The following is a 16,009-nucleotide window of genomic DNA, read 5'->3' on the forward strand; positions in this document are numbered from 1 at the left end:
GCGCTGCCCGGCATCTGAGGTTGTCTTGGGGGACTGCCTCAGAGTTTGCGTTGCCGGGGCACGCACGCGGGAAGCTTTGAGCGGCCCTCCCAGCGTGCGCTGTCCCGGCAGACCGCAGCCCCTTTGGAGTGGAGTTCCGCGCGGAGCTTCGCTCGACAGCGATTCAGGCGCTGTGTCCTCACAAGCGCCCGGCCGGATCCCGTGGGGGGAATCCGCACCGGGACATGGGAAGGCGCCCTGGTCGTCGGCCCGTGGGGGGACCGACGCATCGGGGCGCCTTCTCCTTTCTCCGCGCTCTTTCTCGCGGAGAGGCTCCGCAGATACGAAGAGGCCCCGCGCTCATCGGAATGAGGCGGGGCCTGCGATGCTGCGACCCGAGCACAGGCGGTCACCCTCCACGGCGGGGCGCCGCGGAACGGCGCCCCTCACCGGCAGGAGTCAGCGCTCCTCGACGGGGACGAAGTCGCGCTCGACCACGCCGGTGTAGATCTGGCGCGGGCGGCCGATGCGGGAGCCGGGCTCCTTGATCATCTCGTGCCACTGGGCGATCCAGCCCGGGAGGCGGCCGAGGGCGAAGAGGACCGTGAACATCTCGGTCGGGAAGCCCATGGCCCGGTAGATCAGGCCGGTGTAGAAGTCGACGTTCGGGTAGAGGTTGCGCGAGACGAAGTAGTCGTCGGCGAGCGCGTGCTCCTCCAGCTTCAGGGCGATGTCCAGCAGCTCGTCGGACTTGCCGAGGGCGGAGAGGACGTCGTGCGCGGCGGCCTTGATGATCTTCGCGCGCGGGTCGAAGTTCTTGTAGACCCGGTGGCCGAAGCCCATCAGGCGGACGCCGTCCTCCTTGTTCTTCACCTTGCGGATGAAGGAGTCGACGTCGCCGCCGGAGGCCTGGATGCCCTCCAGCATCTCCAGCACGGACTGGTTGGCGCCACCGTGCAGGGGGCCCCACAGGGCGCTGATGCCGGCCGAGATCGAGGCGAACATGTTCGCCTGCGAGGAGCCCACCAGACGGACCGTGGAGGTCGAACAGTTCTGCTCGTGGTCCGCGTGCAGGATCAGCAGCTTGTCCAGCGCGGAGACGACGACCGGGTCGAGCTCGTACTCCTGCGCCGGCACCGAGAAGGTCATGCGCAGGAAGTTCTCGACGTAGCCGAGGTCGTTGCGCGGGTAGACGAACGGGTGGCCCACCGACTTCTTGTAGGCGTAGGCCGCGATCGTCGGAAGCTTGGCGAGCAGGCGGATCGTGGAGAGGTTCCGCTGCTTCTCGTCGAAGGGGTTGTGGCTGTCCTGGTAGAAGGTGGACAGCGCCGAGACCACCGAGGACAGCATCGCCATCGGGTGCGCGTCCCGCGGGAAGCCCCGGTAGAAGTTCTTGACGTCCTCGTGCAGCAGGGTGTGCTGCGTGATGTCGCTCTGGAACGCGGTGAGCTGGTCGACGGTCGGCAGCTCGCCGTTGATCAGCAGGTACGCCACCTCAAGGAAGGTGGACCGCTCGGCGAGCTGCTCGATCGGGTAGCCGCGGTAGCGAAGGATCCCCGCCTCGCCGTCGAGATAGGTGATGGCGGATTTATAGGCGGCGGTGTTGCCGTACCCGCTGTCCAGGGTCACGAGACCGGTCTGGGCGCGGAGCTTCCCGATGTCGAAGCCCTTGTCCCCGACGGTGCTGTCGATCACCGGGTAGGTGTACTCGCTGCCGTCGTACCGCAGTACTACAGAGTTGTCGCTCACGTCTTCCCTCACCGACGTAGTGCCTCATCTTCGAGGTGCCCTGACTGTCTCTACCATCCCCCATTTGGCTCAGGAGAGTGCACTCGGGGTCGACCATTGGGCTTATCGGCGGCACTCAGTGCCGCCAACTTGCCCATCCTGCCCCCTCCACCGGGCCACGGGAAGTGCTCTGTGACCTTTGCGACTCGTTTGATCGATCATTTTTCGTCGCAAGGGGCGTGAAGGGCGCTCAACCGCCGGTTCAGCGGCCTGTGAGGCGGAAATCCAGTGCTGTGCAGCGCCGCCCCGCCGAGACCGTACGCACCGCCTGGCCGATCGCTCTGCGCGAACCGACCAGCACGACCAGCTGCTTGGCCCGGGTGACGGCCGTGTACAGCAGGTTCCGCTGCAGCATCATCCATGCACCGGTCGTGACGGGGATCACCACCGCGGGATATTCGCTTCCCTGGGAGCGGTGGATGGTCACCGCGTAGGCGTGCGCCAGCTCGTCCAGCTCGTCGAACTCGTACGGCACCTCCTCGTCCTCGTCCGTCAGCACCGTGAGCCGCTGGTCGACCGGGTCGAGCGAGGTGACCACGCCCACGGTGCCGTTGAAGACACCGTTCCTCCCCTTGTCGTAATTGTTGCGGACCTGGGTGACCTTGTCCCCCACACGGAAGACGCGGCCGCCGAACCGCTTCTCGGGCACGTCCGGCCGGCCGGGGGTGATGGCCTGCTGCAGCAGGCCGTTGAGGGTGCCCGCCCCCGCCGGCCCGCGGTGCATCGGCGCCAGCACCTGCACGTCCCGGCGCGGGTCCAGCCCGAACCGGGCCGGGATCCGCCGCGCCGCGACATCGACCGTGAGCCGGCCCGCCTCCTCGGTGTCGTCCTCCACGAAGAGGAAGAAGTCCTTCATGCCGTCGGTGAGGGGGTGCTGCCCGGCGTTGATCCGGTGCGCGTTGGTGACCACACCGGACTGCTGGGCCTGCCGGAACACCCGCGTGAGCCGCACGGCGGGGATCGGGCTGCCGTCGGCGAGAAGGTCGCGGAGGACCTCCCCCGCGCCGACGCTGGGCAGCTGGTCCACGTCCCCCACGAAGAGCAGGTGCGCCCCGGGCGGCACGGCCTTGACCAGCTTGTTGGCCAGCAGCAGATCCAGCATGGACGCCTCGTCCACGACCACGAGGTCGGCGTCGAGCGGCCGGTCCTTGTCGTACGCCGCGTCACCGCCGGGCTTGAGCTCCAGCAGCCGGTGCACGGTGGAGGCCTCGGCCCCGGTCAGCTCGGCCAGCCGCTTGGCGGCCCGCCCGGTTGGGGCGGCCAGCAGCACCTTCGCCCTCTTGGCGCGGGCCAGCTCCACGATCGAGCGGACCGTGAAGGACTTGCCGCACCCCGGGCCGCCGGTGAGGACGGCGACCCTCTCGGTCAGCGCCAGTCTGACGGCGGCTTCCTGCTCGGGCGCGAGCTCGGCGCCGGTGCGCGTCCTCAGCCAGCCGAGCGCCTTGGACCAGTCGACGTCGCCGAAGCCGGGCATCCGGTCCTGGTCCGTGCGCAGGAGCCGGAGGAGCTGCGCGGACAGGGAGAGTTCGGCGCGGTGGAAGGGCACGAGGTAGATCGCGGTGACCGGCTCGTCGGACGCCGGGTCGGACCCGGGCACCTTCTCCCGTACGACACCGGGTTCGCCGCTCTCCTCGTCCGGCTCGGCCAGCTCGGCGAGGCACTCGATCACGAGCCCCGTGTCGACCTGGAGCAGCTTGACCGCGTCGGCGATGAGCCGCTCCTCGGGCAGGAAGCAGTGCCCCTGGTCGGTGGACTGCGACAGCGCGTACTGCAGGCCGGCCTTGACCCTCTCGGGGCTGTCGTGGGGGATGCCGACGGACTGGGCGATCTTGTCGGCGGTCAGGAAGCCGATGCCCCAGACGTCGGCGGCGAGGCGGTAGGGCTGGTTCTTCACGACGGAGATCGAGGCGTCCCCGTACTTCTTGTAGATCCGCACGGCGATGGAGGTGGACACGCCGACGGTCTGGAGGAAGACCATCACCTCCTTGATCGCCTTCTGCTCCTCCCACGCGTCCGCGATCTTCTTCGTCCGCTTCGGGCCGAGCCCGGGAACCTCGATGAGCCGCTTCGGCTCCTCCTCGATGATCCGCAGCGTGTCCAGCCCGAAGTGCTGGGTGATCCGGTCCGCGAAGACCGGCCCGATCCCCTTCACCAGCCCGGACCCGAGGTAGCGCCGGATGCCCTGCACCGTGGCCGGGAGCAGCGTGGTGTAGTTCTCGACGGTGAACTGCTTGCCGTACTGGGGGTGGCTCCCCCAGCGTCCCTCCATCCGCAGGGACTCCCCCACCTGCGCGCCGAGCAGCGCGCCGACGACCGTCAGCAGGTCGCCGGCCCCTCTGCCCGTGTCCGCCCGGGCGACCGTGTAGCCGTTCTCCTCGTTGGCGTACGTGATCCTCTCCAGCACGCCTTCGAGCACGGCCGTTCGCCGCTCGGTGGGGTTCGCCGATGAGTGGGACATGGGTCGACGTTAGCGGGGAGGTGTGACAGTCGGGGCGGGAGCCCGGGTGGGGCCTGTCCGGCGGCGGCCGGGCAGGCCCCGGTCCTGGAGCGGGTCAGCGTTTGAGCGTGAAGGTGAAGTCGCCGGAGAGCCTGCCGTTCAGCCGGACCGCCGAGACGATCCTGCCCTCCGCGATCAGCCTCTCGACCTCGGCCCGCGGCAGCCGGCAGCCCTCGGCGATCAGCCGCTGCGGCCGCACGGGAATCCGTGCGGCGAAGCGGACGGAGACGTCGATCACCTCGCGGTCGAGGTGATCGAGTCCGCCGGTGTCCAGACGCCAGGCGCCGTCCCAGTCGAGGGCGATGCGATTACGGCGCCGCACGACCGGGTCCTGGAGCAACTCGGCGGCGAGGGCGGGGTCGTTGGCGTGCATCCGGTCCAGCAGCTCGGGCCGTACGGAGCGCACGTTCGTCCGCTCCAGGACGGTGAGCCCGGCCGTCTCCCCGCAGTCGGCGCAGAGGACGAGCAGCCAGGCGTCGAGGAGCTTGTGGTTGGCGTTGACGCGGAACTTGCCGTTCGCCCGGAAGCGACCGGACGCGCACGAGTGGCATCGGCGGAGGACGACAGGCAGGCAGGTGGGCATGACCACCCAGTTGTTGAGCACAGGAGTCACCGGTTCCAGTGAGAAATCCGCAGCAAGAAGCAGCGCGGCGCATAGGCGCGACGCGCGACCGATCAGCTCTCGGGAGGTCTCACACGGTGTACAACGGCACGTCCTTGCCTGGGCGACTCGACAGGGCAGCAACCTAGCGGCGCGTCACGGCGCCGTGCCAACGGTTTTCCGCGCAACTGCCGCCAGGCTGGCGCGCCTTGGCCCCGTGCCCGAGCCCTTGGACGCCTAGGATGTTGCCCGCTCAAGCAGTAGCCGTGCGGTACGCGTTGGGGGCGTGGGGGCGTGGGCTTGCTGGTGAGGGAGTACCGGACCGACGACGTGCCCGCCGGGGAGCGGTGGGAGTTGTGGCAGGACATCGCGGCGCGGACGCATCTGCCCAATCTGCTGAGGAGTGAGCAGGACTCCGACTTCCGGGCCGTGATGCGGGTGCTCGCGCTCGGCGACGTGCAGCTGGCCGACCTGTCGTTCCCGCATCTGGAGTCGATGCGCACGCCCCGGGCGATACGGCGGTTCGACCCCGAGGTGTATCAGATCAACTGCCAGTTCACCGGGACCGGCGGGCTCGCGCACAACGGGCGGCAGCACCTCTTCGGGGCCGGCGACCTCGTCATCGTCGACAGCAGCCTGCCGTACGAGGCCCGGCACGTTCCGCCCGGACCCGATGCCAACGGCACCTGCGTCGTCCTCACCGTCCCCCATGCGCTGCTGCCGCTGCCGCCCCGCGCCCTCCGCCAGGTCTTAGCCGTGCCCCTCCCCCTCGGGCACGGCATCGGCGGGGTGCTGTACCGCTGGCTCGCCGAAGTCTCGCGGCGAGCCGGGGAGTTCGGCCACGACGACGCCCTCACCCTCGGCGGCGTCACCACCGATCTGCTCACCTCCGTGCTGGGGCGGGCCCTCGACGCCGAGGACGCGATGAGCCCCGAGTCGCGCAGGCGGGCCCTGCACGCGAGGGCGCTGGACTTCATCGACCGCAACCTCGGGGACCCCTCGCTGTCGCCCGCCGGCGTCGCCGCCGCGCACGGGATCTCCGTACGGCATCTGCATCAGCTGTTCGCCGCGGAGGGGGCCACCCCGGCCGCGTGGATACGGCAGCGGCGGCTGGAGCACTGCCGGCGGGACCTCGCCGATCCCGCGCTGCGGTCGCGGCCGATCGCGGCGCTCGCCGCGCGCTGGGGGTTCCGGGACCCCGCCGCGTTCAGCCGGCAGTTCCGGCGGGCCTACGGCATCTCGCCCAGGGACTACCGGCATCACACGTGAGAGCACAGGAACGTGCAGAAATCGCCAAGATCCGTGCACTCTTGGCCAATGAAATCCGCCGCCCCGCGTGGCCATGCTTTTCCTCCGCACCGCTTCTTCCCTCCGGGGGAAGCAGGAGGAAGCCGGTGTGCGGTGCCCGCGGACGCAGCCGTGGGCGCCGTACACCACCGTACGGGGTGATGGACATGCGTGTGGGGATCACCGTGGAGAGCCGGGCGGCCGGGACCGGCGTCCAGGAGCTGTGGCGCCGGCTGGCGACCGAACCGGCCCTGCGCGGGCGGGTCCGCGCCGACACCTCCCTGGTCCTGCCGCCGGGCCCGGCCGAGGCCCGGCCGCAGGCGCTGCTCGCGGTGCTCGAACCGGGCGCGGTCACCGAGGCGTTCGCCGGCAGCCTGGTCACCTGGCTCGCCGCGCGCCGGGACTGCACGGTCTCCCTGACCCGGGCCGACGGCACACGGATCGTCCTGACCTCGGCGATCGTGCGCCGGTTCACCTTCCTGGAGCGGGCGGCGTTCGTCCGCGACCTCGGCACGGTCCTGGACGCGGCCGCCGCCCGCGACAGCCAGGAGAGCGGCGGGGGCGACCGCGTGCGCTGACCCCCGGCCGTTCGGACAGCCGGCCAGCCGGCAGGTGCTCGGCCGGACAGCCGGCCAGGTGCTCGGCCGTCAGCCGGGGCAGGTGCTCAGCGGGTGAGCTGTTCGGCCGGCGGGCTCGTCACGTGTGTCACGAACCTGTCCGCCGTCTCCGCCAGGACCTCCCTCCCGTCCCGCGCCCACAGCCCGTCGTTGAACAGTTCCACCTCGACCGGGCCCGTGTACCCGGCCGCCGCCACATGGCCGAGCCACTCCCTCATGTCGATCGCGCCGTCGCCGATCTGGCCGCGCCCGGTGAGCACGCCCGCCGGCAGCGGGGTCGTCCAGTCGGCGAGCTGGAAGGTGTGGATACGGCCGGACGCCCCGGCGCGTGCGATCTGCGCGGGCGCCTGGTCGTCCCACCAGATGTGGTACGTGTCCACGGTCACGCCGACCTGCCGCGCGGGGAACCGCTCCGCCAGGTCGAGGGCCTGCGCGAGGGTGGAGACCACGCAGCGGTCGGCCGCGTACATCGGGTGCAGGGGTTCGATGGCGAGGCGCACGCCCTGGTCCTCGGCGTAGGGCGCGAGCTCGCCGAGCGCGTCGGCGATCCGCTCCCGGGCGCCGTGCAGGTCCTTGGAGCCGGGCGGCAGGCCGCCGGACACCAGCACGAGCGTGTCGGTGCCCAGCGCCGCCGCCTCGTCGACCGCCCTGCGGTTGTCGGTGAGGGCCCTGGCGCGCTCCTGCGGCTCGGTCGCCGTCAGGAAGCCGCCCCGGCACAGGGTGGTGACCGTCAGGCCCGCGTCGCGGACCAGTTTCGCCGCCGCCCGAAGGCCGTACTCCTGGACGGGCTCACGCCACAGGCCGACCTGCGTGACACCCAACTCGTCGCAGGCGGCCACGAGTTCGGGCAGGGACAGCTGCTTGACGGTCATCTGGTTGATGCTGAAACGCCGAAGGCCGTCTCTCACTGCTCCACCCCGTGCACCGCGAGCAGGCTCCGCATCCGCTCCTCCGCCAGCTTCGGGTCGGGGAACAGGCCCAGTCCGTCCGCGAGTTCGTAGGCGCGGGCGAGGTGCGGGAGGGAGCGGGCCGACTGGAGGCCGCCGACCATCGTGAAGTGGGACTGGTGGCCGGCCAGCCAGGCCAGGAGGACCACGCCCGTCTTGTAGAAGCGGGTGGGGGCCTGGAAGAGGTGGCGGGACAGCTCGACGGTCGGGTCCAGCAGGCCCCGGAAGCCGGCCACGTCACCCGTGTCCAGCACCCGCACCGCCTCCGCCGCGAGCGGGCCCAGCGGGTCGAAGATACCGAGGAGGGCGTGGCTGAAGCCCTGGTCGTCGCCGGCGATCAGCTCGGGGTAGTGGAAGTCGTCGCCGGTGTAGCAGCGGACGCCCTGCGGGAGCCGGCGGCGCAGGTCGATCTCCCGCTGCGCGTCCAGCAGGGACACCTTGATGCCGTCGACCTTGTCCGGGTGCGCGGCGATGACCTCGAGGAACACCTCGGTCGCCGCGTCCAGGTCCGGCGATCCCCAGTAGCCCGCCAGCGCCGGGTCGAACATCGGGCCCAGCCAGTGCAGCACCACCGGCTCGGCCGCCTGGCGCAGGAGGTGGCCGTACACCTCCAGGTAGTCCTCGGGGCCCTTCGCCGTGGCGGCCAGGGCGCGCGAGGCCATCAGGATCGCCTGGGCCCCGCTCTCCTCGACGACCGCGAGCTGCTCCTCGTAGGCCGCGCGGATGTCGGCGAGGGTGCCGCCGGTGATCTGGTCGGTGCCGACGCCGCAGGCGATCCGGCCGCCGGCGCCGCGGGCCTCCGCGGCGCTGCGGCGGATCAGTTCGGCGGCGCCCGCCCAGTCCAGGCCCATGCCGCGCTGGGCGGTGTCCATGGCCTCGGCGACGCCGAGCCCGTGGGACCACAGGTGGCGGCGGAAGGCGAGGGTGGCGTCCCAGTCGACGGCCGCGGGTGAGTCGGGCGAGACGTCCGCGTAGGGGTCGGCGACCACGTGCGCGGCCGAGAAGACCGTACGGGAGGTCAGGGGCGCGCCGGAGTTCACGGTCAGGGGCTCGGTGCGCGGCTCGTAGACCCTTAGGGTCCCGCCCGCGCCGGGGAGTCGGATGGTCACAGGGAGATCTCCGGGACGTCGAGGCGGCGGCCCTCGGCGGAGGACCGCAGGCCGAGTTCGGCGAGCTGGACGCCGCGGGCGCCGGCGAGGAGGTCCCAGTGGTAGGGGGCGTCGGCGTAGACGTGCTTGAGGAAGAGCTCCCACTGGGCCTTGAAGCCGTTGTCGAACGCGGCGTTGTCCGGGACCTCCTGCCACTGGTCGCGGAAGACCTCGGTGGCGGGGATGTCCGGGTTCCAGACCGGCTTGGGGGTGGCGCTCCTGTGCTGCACACGGCAGTTCCTGAGTCCGGCCACCGCGGAGCCCTCGGTGCCGTCGACCTGGAACTCGACGAGTTCGTCGCGGTTGACGCGGACGGTCCAGGAGGAGTTGATCTGGGCGATCGCGCCGCCCTCCAGCTCGAAGATGCCGTACGCGGCGTCGTCGGCGGTGGCGTCGTAGGGCTTGCCGTGCTCGTCCCAGCGCTGCGGGACGTGGGTGGCGGTGAGGGCCTGGACGGAGGTGACACGGCCGAACAGCTCGTGCAGGACGTACTCCCAGTGCGGGAACATGTCGACGACGATGCCGCCGCCGTCCTCGGCGCGGTAGTTCCAGCTCGGGCGCTGGGCCTCCTGCCAGTCGCCCTCGAAGACCCAGTAGCCGAACTCGCCGCGCACGGACAGGATGCGGCCGAAGAAGCCGCCGTCGATGAGGCGCTTCAGCTTGAGCAGGCCGGGCAGGAAGAGCTTGTCCTGGACGACGCCGTGCCGGATGCCGGCCCCGGCGGCGAGTCTCGCCAGCTCCAGGGCTCCGGCGAGGCCGGTGGCGGTGGGCTTCTCGGTGTAGACGTGCTTGCCGGCGGCGATGGCCTTCTTGAGGGCGTCCTCGCGGGCGGAGGTGACCTGGGCGTCGAAGTAGATCTCGACGCTGTCGTCGGCGAGGACGGCGTCCAGGTCGGTGGTCCGGTGCTCGAGGCCGTGCCGTTCGGCGAGCGCGGTGAGCGCGTGCTCGCGCCTGCCGACCAGGACCGGCTCGGGCCACAGCACGGTGCCGTCGCCGAGGTCGAGTCCGCCCTGGTCGCGGATGGCCAGGATGGAGCGGACCAGGTGCTGGCGGTAGCCCATGCGCCCGGTCACGCCGTTCATGGCGATACGCACCGTCTTGCGTGTCACGTCGTTCCCTTCGTTGGCGTCGTACGACTGCCGGGCCGTGCCGGGTCAGCAGTACAGCAAGCGCTTTCTATGTAGAAAGAAGCTAGCCTCTGATCAGCGGCCGGACAAGGCCGCGGTCACCTGGAGTTGTTCGAGGGGGCGAACGACCGACGGAGCTCCCGGTCACGCGGGCCGGCACCCGGCTGACCACGGCGTCGATACCGAACCGGCGACGATCGGCGCGGAACCGGTGACGGGGCCGGGAAGGTGCGGTCGGATGAAACCGCTGCCCCCTCGGGGCACGTGTACGACGAGGTACGACGAAATGCGCGACCGGAGGACTACGAGATGACGGTGACCCTGGCGGACGTGGCGGCCCGCGCCCAGGTCTCGCCCGCGACGGTGTCGCGCGTGCTGAACGGGAACTACCCCGTCGCCGCGTCCACCCGCGAGCGGGTGCTGAAGGCGGTCGACGAGCTGGACTACGTCCTCAACGGGCCCGCGAGCGCGCTCGCCGCCGCCACCTCCGACCTGGTCGGGATCCTCGTCAACGACATCGCCGACCCGTTCTTCGGGATCATGGCGAGCGCCATCCAGTCGGAGATCGGGGGGCCGGGCGGACGCGCGGGCGGGGAACGGCTGGCGGTCGTCTGCAACACCGGCGGCTCCCCCGAGCGCGAACTGACCTACCTCACGCTGCTCCAGCGGCAGCGGGCCGCGGCCGTGGTGCTGACCGGCGGCGCGGTCGAGGACCAGCCGCACGCGTCGGCCGTCGCGGCGAAGCTGCGCAAGCTGGCGGACGCCGGCACGCGCGTGGTGCTGTGCGGGCGGCCGCCGGCCCCCGACGCGGAGACCATCGCGCTGGCCTTCGACAACCGCGGCGGCGCCCAGCGGCTCACCGAGCACCTCATCACCCTCGGCCACCGCCGCCTCGGCTACATCGCGGGCCCGGAGGAGCGCACCACCACCAGGCACCGCCTGGAGGGCCACCGTGCCGCGCTCGCCGCCGCGGGCATCGAGGAGGAGCCCGGCTGGACCGTCCACGGCCGCTACGACCGCCAGTCCGGCTACGACGCCACGCTCGAACTCCTGCGCAGGGACCCGACCCTGACGGCCGTCGTCGCCGCGAACGACTCCGTCGCCCTGGGCGCGTGCGCGGCGCTGCGCGAGTCGGGGCTGCGCATCCCCGAGGACGTCTCGGTCGCCGGCTTCGACGACCTGCCCTTCAGCGTCGACGCGGTGCCGTCCCTCACGACCGTACGACTCCCCCTCGCCGAGGCGGGCGCCCGGGCCGGCCGGATCGCCATGGGCCGCGAGGAACCCCCGCCGGGCGGAATCGCCACCGTGCGGGGGGAGTTGATGGTGCGGGGGTCGACGGGGGTACCGAAGGCCTGACCACGGCGGGGGCCAGGCGGCAGGTGGGTCTGGCGGAGAGGGGTGGCCCGGCGGTTGGGGCGTCCTGCCGGGACGGGAGCCCGGTGGCCGGGGGGCCCGGACCGGAGCGCGCCCCAGCGGGGACGGTCGCACGAGGCTCAACCCGCCGCACCCGGGCGGCGGCGCGGCCCGGTGGCGGGTGGTTCGTGCGGGACTCTTCGTCGTCGATCAGGGCGTGTCCGCTCACGTCGGCGCTTCCGTGGCGGCCGCGCGCAGGAGCACGTGCGCCGCTAGGACTGACGTGCTCGTTCCGCCGCGCTGCGTTCCACGCAGAACTCGTTGCCCTCCGGGTCGGTGAGGGTGGCCCAGCCGGTGCCGTCGGGGCGGCGGTGGTCGGCGTGGAGGGTGGCACCGAGGGCGAGGAGGCGGTCGACCTCCTCGTCGCGGGTGCGGTCCTGGGGCTGGAGGTCGAAGTGGACGCGGTTCTTGCCGGACTTGGGGTCGTCGACGCGGATGAAGAGCACGTCCCCGCCCGCGGTGCTGAGCAGGGCCTCGGGGTCGCCCGGGAAGTCGTCGTCGGCGAGCCTGCCGTCGAGGGCCTGGGCCCACCACTGGGCGAGGGCGTAGGGGTCGGTGCAGTCCACGGTGATGTGCCGGAGCAGTGAGGTCATGACGGCCACCGCACCACGGCCGACGGGCCCGTCGCAACGGAATTGCGGCCGCGGCCCGACCCCCTTGACCTCAAGCGCGCTTGAGGCCGGAGGCTGGGCTGCATGAACACGCAGGCAGAGATCGAGACCCTCGTCCACCGCCTCTTCCGGGCCCTGGACGCACGCGACTTCACCCCCGGCTGGATGCGGCCGTACGTCACCGAGGACGTCCTGATGGAGACCCCGCTCGGCGCCGGCGCGGGGGCCGCGGCCGCGCGGGACGCCGAGGTGGCCCTCGGGCGGTACGTCCGTACGCAGCACATCGCCTCCGGGGTGCTCGTCGACGCGGCCGGGGAGCGGGCCTCCGCATCCTGGAACGCGCTGATGACGCATGTGCACGCCGATGAGTCGGCCTTCTCCGTCGGCGGCGTGTGGGAGGGCGACCTGCGCCGCACGGCGGACGGCTGGCGGTTCGAGCGGGTCTCGGTGCGGGCGGTGTGGACCCAGGGGCGGCCCCCGGCGGGTGTCGGGGACACCCGCTGAGATTTTTTTCCCCCGGTGCGATGACTTTCCGGCGCCACGATCGTCTGTATGGCCGTAAGCACGTACGAACAGGGAAACCCCGAAGGAGCACCACCATGCGGATCGTCATCAGCGAGTTCATCAGCCTCGACGGTGTCGTGCAGGCGCCGGGCGGCCCGCAGGAGGACACCGACGGCGGGTTCGCGCACGGCGGCTGGACGCACCCCTACTTCGACCCGGAGGTCGTCGGCGGCGCGTTCGACGCGGCCCTCGGGGAGGCGGACGCGCTGCTGTTCGGGCGTCGTACCTGGGCGACGATGGCGGCGGCGTGGCCGGAGCGGGCCGGGGACCCCTTCGCGGACCGGATGAACGCCATCCGTAAGTACGTCGTCTCCGGATCGCTCGGCGCATCCGACCTGACCTGGGAGAACACCACCCTGCTGCCGGGCGCGGAGGCCGTCGCCGAAGTACGCAGGCTGCGCGAGAGCGAGGGCGGGAACCTGCTGGTGATGGGCAGCCCCACCCTGGCCCGTACGCTGATCGCCGAGGGCCTCGCGGACGAGCTGCGGCTGATCGTGATGCCGGTGGTGCTGGGCGGCGGCAAGACGATCTTCCCCGAGGGCGGGGCCAGGTTCCCCTTCGAGCTGGTCTCCACCACGCGGGCGGGCACCGGGACGCTGGTGAACGTGTACCGCCGCGCCGAGTGACCCGGGGCTCGGCCGTGCGGGACGTCCCGCCGGGGGCCCGGCGCAAGTAAGGTCGTTGAGCATGAAGCTGGCGTTCTCCACCCTCGGCGTACCCGGTATGCCCCTGCCCGACGTCCTGCGGCTCGCGTCCGACCACGGCTTCCACGGCGTGGAGCTGCGCGCCCACCCGGAGGAACCGGTCCATCCGGGTCTCGGCCGGCCCGAACGGGCGCAGGCGGCCGCCCTGTTCAAGGAGGCCGGTGTCGAACTGCTCGCCGCCGCCGGGTACACGCGGGTGGCGGCGCCCGGCCCCGACGAGCCGGTGATCGACGAGCTGCGCGAGCTGGTCGACCTGGCCCATGACCTCGGCGCCCCGTACGTCCGGGTCTTCCCGGGCGCCGACGCGGGCCAGCCCGACGAGGACGCCGACGCGGCCGCCGCGCGGCGGCTGGGCACGGCCGCGGAGCACGCCGCCGACCTGGGCGTACGCATCCTGCTGGAGACCCATGACTCGCACCGCACCGGCGCGGCCGCGCTGCGCGTCCTGGGCCTGGTCGGGCACCGGCACGTGGGCGCGCTGTGGGACGTGATGCACACCTGGCTGGGCGGCGAGCAGCCCTCGGAGACGTACGCCGCGCTCGGCCCCTACCTGGGGTACGTCCAGGTCAAGGACATCGCCTCCGCCGAGGACACCACCCCGCTGACGCTCGGCGCGGGGGTCCTGCCGGTCACCGAGTGCGTGGAGGTGCTGTCCCGGCACGGCTGGGACGGCTGGCTGTGCTGGGAGTACGAGAAGCGCTGGTACGAGGGCGTCCGGCCGCTGCCCCAGCTCCTTGCCGCGGGGCACGACCACCTGCTCCGGCTGCTCAGCGACTCGGCGTAGGGCCGCCCGGCCGGCGCGCCTGCGCGACCCGCGCCTCCAGCAGCCCCTTGCACTGCGGCCACTCCTGCGCCGTGATGGAGAAGATCGCCGAGTCGCGCAGGCCGGACTCGCCGGGCGCCCAGGAGCGGGACCAGTTGCGCAGGACGCCCTCGAAGCGGGCGCCGGTCCTGGCGATGGCGGCGCGGGAGCGGGCGTTGCGGGCGTCGGTCTTGAGGTCGACGCGGGAGACCCGCCAGACCTCGAAGGCGTGGCGGAAGAGGAGGAGCTTGGACTCGGCGTTGAGGCCGGTGCCCTGGGCGGAGGCGGCGAGCCAGGTGAAGCCGACCTCGACGGCGTCCAGGTGGTCGTCGCTCAGCCAGCAGCGGGGCTCCCAGTAGGCCGTGGCGCCCACCGCCCGGCCGGACTCCAGCGAGATCTGGGCGTACGGGGCGAGCCGTCCCGTCGCCGCGCGGGCCAGCTGCTCCGCTATGTACGCCTCGACCTCCTCCGCCCTGGGCACCCAGGTGAAGGAGTAGCCGGACCGGTCCTCCTCGGCCGCCGTCGCCAGGTCCGCCGCGTGCGCGAGGCCCAGCGGCTCCAGGCGGACCGTAGTGCCCTCCAGGACCGGGCCCTCCAGCTCGAACGTCATCCTCGCCCCAACCCCTTTCTCAGCTCCGCGAAGGCCTCGTGGAAGCCGGGGAAAGTCTTGCGGACGCACCCCGGGTCGTCGAACGAGATTCCGGGCGTGCGCAGGCCGGTGACCGCGAAGGACATCACCATGCGGTGGTCGCCGTACGTCCTGATCTCCGTCCCGGGACGCAGTCGCGCGGCCGGGCGTACCTCGATCCAGTCGTCGCCGGTCGCGACGTCGGCCCCGAGCCGCCGCAGGTTCTCCGCGCAGGCCTCCAGGCGGTCGCACTCCTTCACCCGCGTGTTGGCCACGTCCTCGATGCGGACCGGGCCGGTGGCGTAGGGGGCGAGGGCGGCCAGGGTGGGCATCGTGTCGGAGATGTCGCGCATGTTGACGGTGACGCCGCGCAGCTCGCCCGTGCCGCGCACCCTGGTCGCCTCGGGGCCGACCTCCACGTCGGCGCCCATGTCCGCCAGCACCCGCACGAACCGCAGGTCGCCCTGGAGGGCGTCCTCGCCGAGGCCGGGGACGGTGACCTCGCCGCCGGTGAGGGCGGCGGCCGCGAAGAAGTAGCTCGCCGTGGACGCGTCGGGCTCCACCGCGTACGTCGTGGCGCGGTAGCCGCCCGGGGCGACCGTGAACAGGCTCCCGTCCCTGGTCACCTGCGCGCCGAAGGCCCGCATCATCGCCATCGTGATCTCGACGTACGGCACCGAGACCAGGTCCGTGACCCGGATGCGCAGGCCCTTGCGGGTCAGGGGGCCGAGCAGGAGCAGCGCGGTCAGGTACTGGCTCGACTGGCCGGCGTCCAGGACCACGTCGCCGCCCTCGACTCCGCGGGCCCGGACGGTGAGGGGGTGGTGGCCCTCGCGTTCGTCGTGCCGTACGTCCACGCCGAGGTCGCGCAGGGCGCGGGTCAGCGGCAGCAGCGGGCGGCGGCGCATCTGCGGGGACGCGTCGAAGCGGTAGGTGCCGTGGCCCGCCGCCGCCAGGGTCGGCAGGAAGCGGGCCGTGGTCGCGCCGTCGCGGCAGTAGACGTCGGCCTCCGTGACGGCGGGGCCCTCGGGGCGGCCGTCGATCTGCCAGGTGTCCGGAGTGCGGCCGATCCGGTGGCCGAGGCGCTCGAGCCCTTCGGCGAAGCCCTCGGTGTCGTCGGAGCGCAGGGGCCGTACGAGGGTGGTGACGCCGTCGGCCGCGGCCGCGAGGAAGAGGGCGCGGGCGGTGATGGACTTGGATCCGGGGATGTCGGCTACGGGCATGGCCCCATGATCGGCCGACGGCGGCTCCGGGCGCGGGGGCGTCCACGGGATGGAACCCGGTGGACCTGAGGAG

General features: G+C 72.2%; 15 protein-coding genes. 6 read left to right on the top strand and 9 right to left on the bottom strand.

Annotation, left to right across the window (positions count from 1 at the left end; genetic code table 11):
• Positions 1-438: 438 nt before the first annotated feature.
• The 3 genes from ACIGXJ_RS05215 to ACIGXJ_RS05225 all read right to left on the bottom strand — a co-directional run bounded on the left by ACIGXJ_RS05215 (position 439) and on the right by ACIGXJ_RS05225 (position 4,868).
• Entirely contained in the window at positions 439-1,728 is a 1,290-nt protein-coding gene (locus tag ACIGXJ_RS05215; RefSeq protein WP_399641743.1) for a citrate synthase, read from the bottom strand.
• A 241-nt stretch (positions 1,729-1,969) separates the two neighbouring features.
• The gene (locus ACIGXJ_RS05220; RefSeq protein WP_399641745.1) at positions 1,970-4,225 is read right to left on the bottom strand and encodes an ATP-dependent RecD-like DNA helicase; all 2,256 of its coding nucleotides are present in this window, start codon (positions 4,223-4,225) and stop codon (positions 1,970-1,972) included.
• A gap of 94 nt (positions 4,226-4,319) precedes the next feature.
• Complete coding sequence (locus ACIGXJ_RS05225) at positions 4,320-4,868, bottom strand: DUF1062 domain-containing protein (RefSeq protein ID WP_399642147.1); 549 nt, start codon at positions 4,866-4,868, stop codon at positions 4,320-4,322.
• Positions 4,869-5,159: 291 nt separating this feature from the next.
• Here ACIGXJ_RS05225 and ACIGXJ_RS05230 point away from each other — a divergent pair, with 291 nt between their 5' ends.
• Both ACIGXJ_RS05230 and ACIGXJ_RS05235 read left to right on the top strand, forming a co-directional pair.
• On the top strand, positions 5,160-6,134 hold the full coding sequence (locus ACIGXJ_RS05230; RefSeq protein WP_399641747.1) for a helix-turn-helix domain-containing protein: 975 nt from the start codon (positions 5,160-5,162) through the stop codon (positions 6,132-6,134).
• 179 nt (positions 6,135-6,313) lie between these two features.
• Positions 6,314-6,730 carry a hypothetical protein gene (locus ACIGXJ_RS05235; protein WP_399641749.1) on the top strand — a complete coding sequence of 139 codons (417 nt, stop codon included), beginning with the start codon at positions 6,314-6,316 and terminating at the stop codon, positions 6,728-6,730.
• Positions 6,731-6,816: 86 nt separating this feature from the next.
• Here ACIGXJ_RS05235 and ACIGXJ_RS05240 read toward each other — a convergent pair whose 3' ends face one another.
• Genes ACIGXJ_RS05240 through ACIGXJ_RS05250 form a run of 3 tightly spaced genes read right to left on the bottom strand, consistent with a single transcriptional unit; the run spans position 6,817 to position 9,973 of the window.
• Positions 6,817-7,641 carry a sugar phosphate isomerase/epimerase family protein gene (locus tag ACIGXJ_RS05240; protein ID WP_399641751.1) on the bottom strand — a complete coding sequence of 275 codons (825 nt, stop codon included), beginning with the start codon at positions 7,639-7,641 and terminating at the stop codon, positions 6,817-6,819.
• A 32-nt stretch (positions 7,642-7,673) separates the two neighbouring features.
• Positions 7,674-8,825, bottom strand: coding sequence for a dihydrodipicolinate synthase family protein (locus ACIGXJ_RS05245; protein ID WP_399641752.1), 1,152 nt, complete (start codon positions 8,823-8,825; stop codon positions 7,674-7,676).
• On the bottom strand, positions 8,822-9,973 hold the full coding sequence (locus ACIGXJ_RS05250; RefSeq protein WP_399641754.1) for a Gfo/Idh/MocA family protein: 1,152 nt from the start codon (positions 9,971-9,973) through the stop codon (positions 8,822-8,824). The genes ACIGXJ_RS05245 and ACIGXJ_RS05250 overlap by 4 nt, the downstream gene beginning before the upstream one ends.
• Before the next feature lie 327 nt (positions 9,974-10,300).
• Between ACIGXJ_RS05250 and ACIGXJ_RS05255 the strand changes: the two genes are divergently transcribed.
• The gene (locus ACIGXJ_RS05255) at positions 10,301-11,347 is read left to right on the top strand and encodes a LacI family DNA-binding transcriptional regulator (RefSeq protein ID WP_399641755.1); all 1,047 of its coding nucleotides are present in this window, start codon (positions 10,301-10,303) and stop codon (positions 11,345-11,347) included.
• A 269-nt stretch (positions 11,348-11,616) separates the two neighbouring features.
• Here ACIGXJ_RS05255 and ACIGXJ_RS05260 read toward each other — a convergent pair whose 3' ends face one another.
• Entirely contained in the window at positions 11,617-11,997 is a 381-nt protein-coding gene (locus ACIGXJ_RS05260) for a VOC family protein (RefSeq protein WP_399641757.1), read from the bottom strand.
• A gap of 102 nt (positions 11,998-12,099) precedes the next feature.
• On the opposite strand from ACIGXJ_RS05260, the gene ACIGXJ_RS05265 reads away from it, so the two are divergent.
• From ACIGXJ_RS05265 to ACIGXJ_RS05275, 3 genes are all read left to right on the top strand, one after another.
• Positions 12,100-12,519, top strand: coding sequence for a nuclear transport factor 2 family protein (locus tag ACIGXJ_RS05265; protein WP_399641759.1), 420 nt, complete (start codon positions 12,100-12,102; stop codon positions 12,517-12,519).
• A gap of 95 nt (positions 12,520-12,614) precedes the next feature.
• On the top strand, positions 12,615-13,205 hold the full coding sequence (locus ACIGXJ_RS05270; RefSeq protein ID WP_399641761.1) for a dihydrofolate reductase family protein: 591 nt from the start codon (positions 12,615-12,617) through the stop codon (positions 13,203-13,205).
• Positions 13,206-13,266: 61 nt separating this feature from the next.
• Positions 13,267-14,067, top strand: a complete 801-nt coding sequence (locus tag ACIGXJ_RS05275; protein ID WP_399641763.1) for a sugar phosphate isomerase/epimerase family protein — start codon at positions 13,267-13,269, stop codon at positions 14,065-14,067.
• On the opposite strand, the gene ACIGXJ_RS05280 is transcribed toward ACIGXJ_RS05275, so the two are convergent.
• Positions 14,051-14,695: a GNAT family N-acetyltransferase gene (locus tag ACIGXJ_RS05280; RefSeq protein ID WP_399641764.1), complete on the bottom strand. Its 645-nt coding sequence runs from the start codon at positions 14,693-14,695 to the stop codon at positions 14,051-14,053. The genes ACIGXJ_RS05275 and ACIGXJ_RS05280 overlap by 17 nt on opposite strands.
• A complete protein-coding gene (aroA, locus tag ACIGXJ_RS05285) occupies positions 14,692-15,936 on the bottom strand; it encodes a 3-phosphoshikimate 1-carboxyvinyltransferase (protein ID WP_399641766.1) in 1,245 nt (414 codons plus the stop codon). The genes ACIGXJ_RS05280 and aroA overlap by 4 nt, the downstream gene beginning before the upstream one ends.
• Positions 15,937-16,009: the final 73 nt, after the last annotated feature.

Source organism: Streptomyces sp. NPDC053367 (assembly GCF_044545925.1).
Classification (GTDB): domain Bacteria; phylum Actinomycetota; class Actinomycetes; order Streptomycetales; family Streptomycetaceae; genus Streptomyces.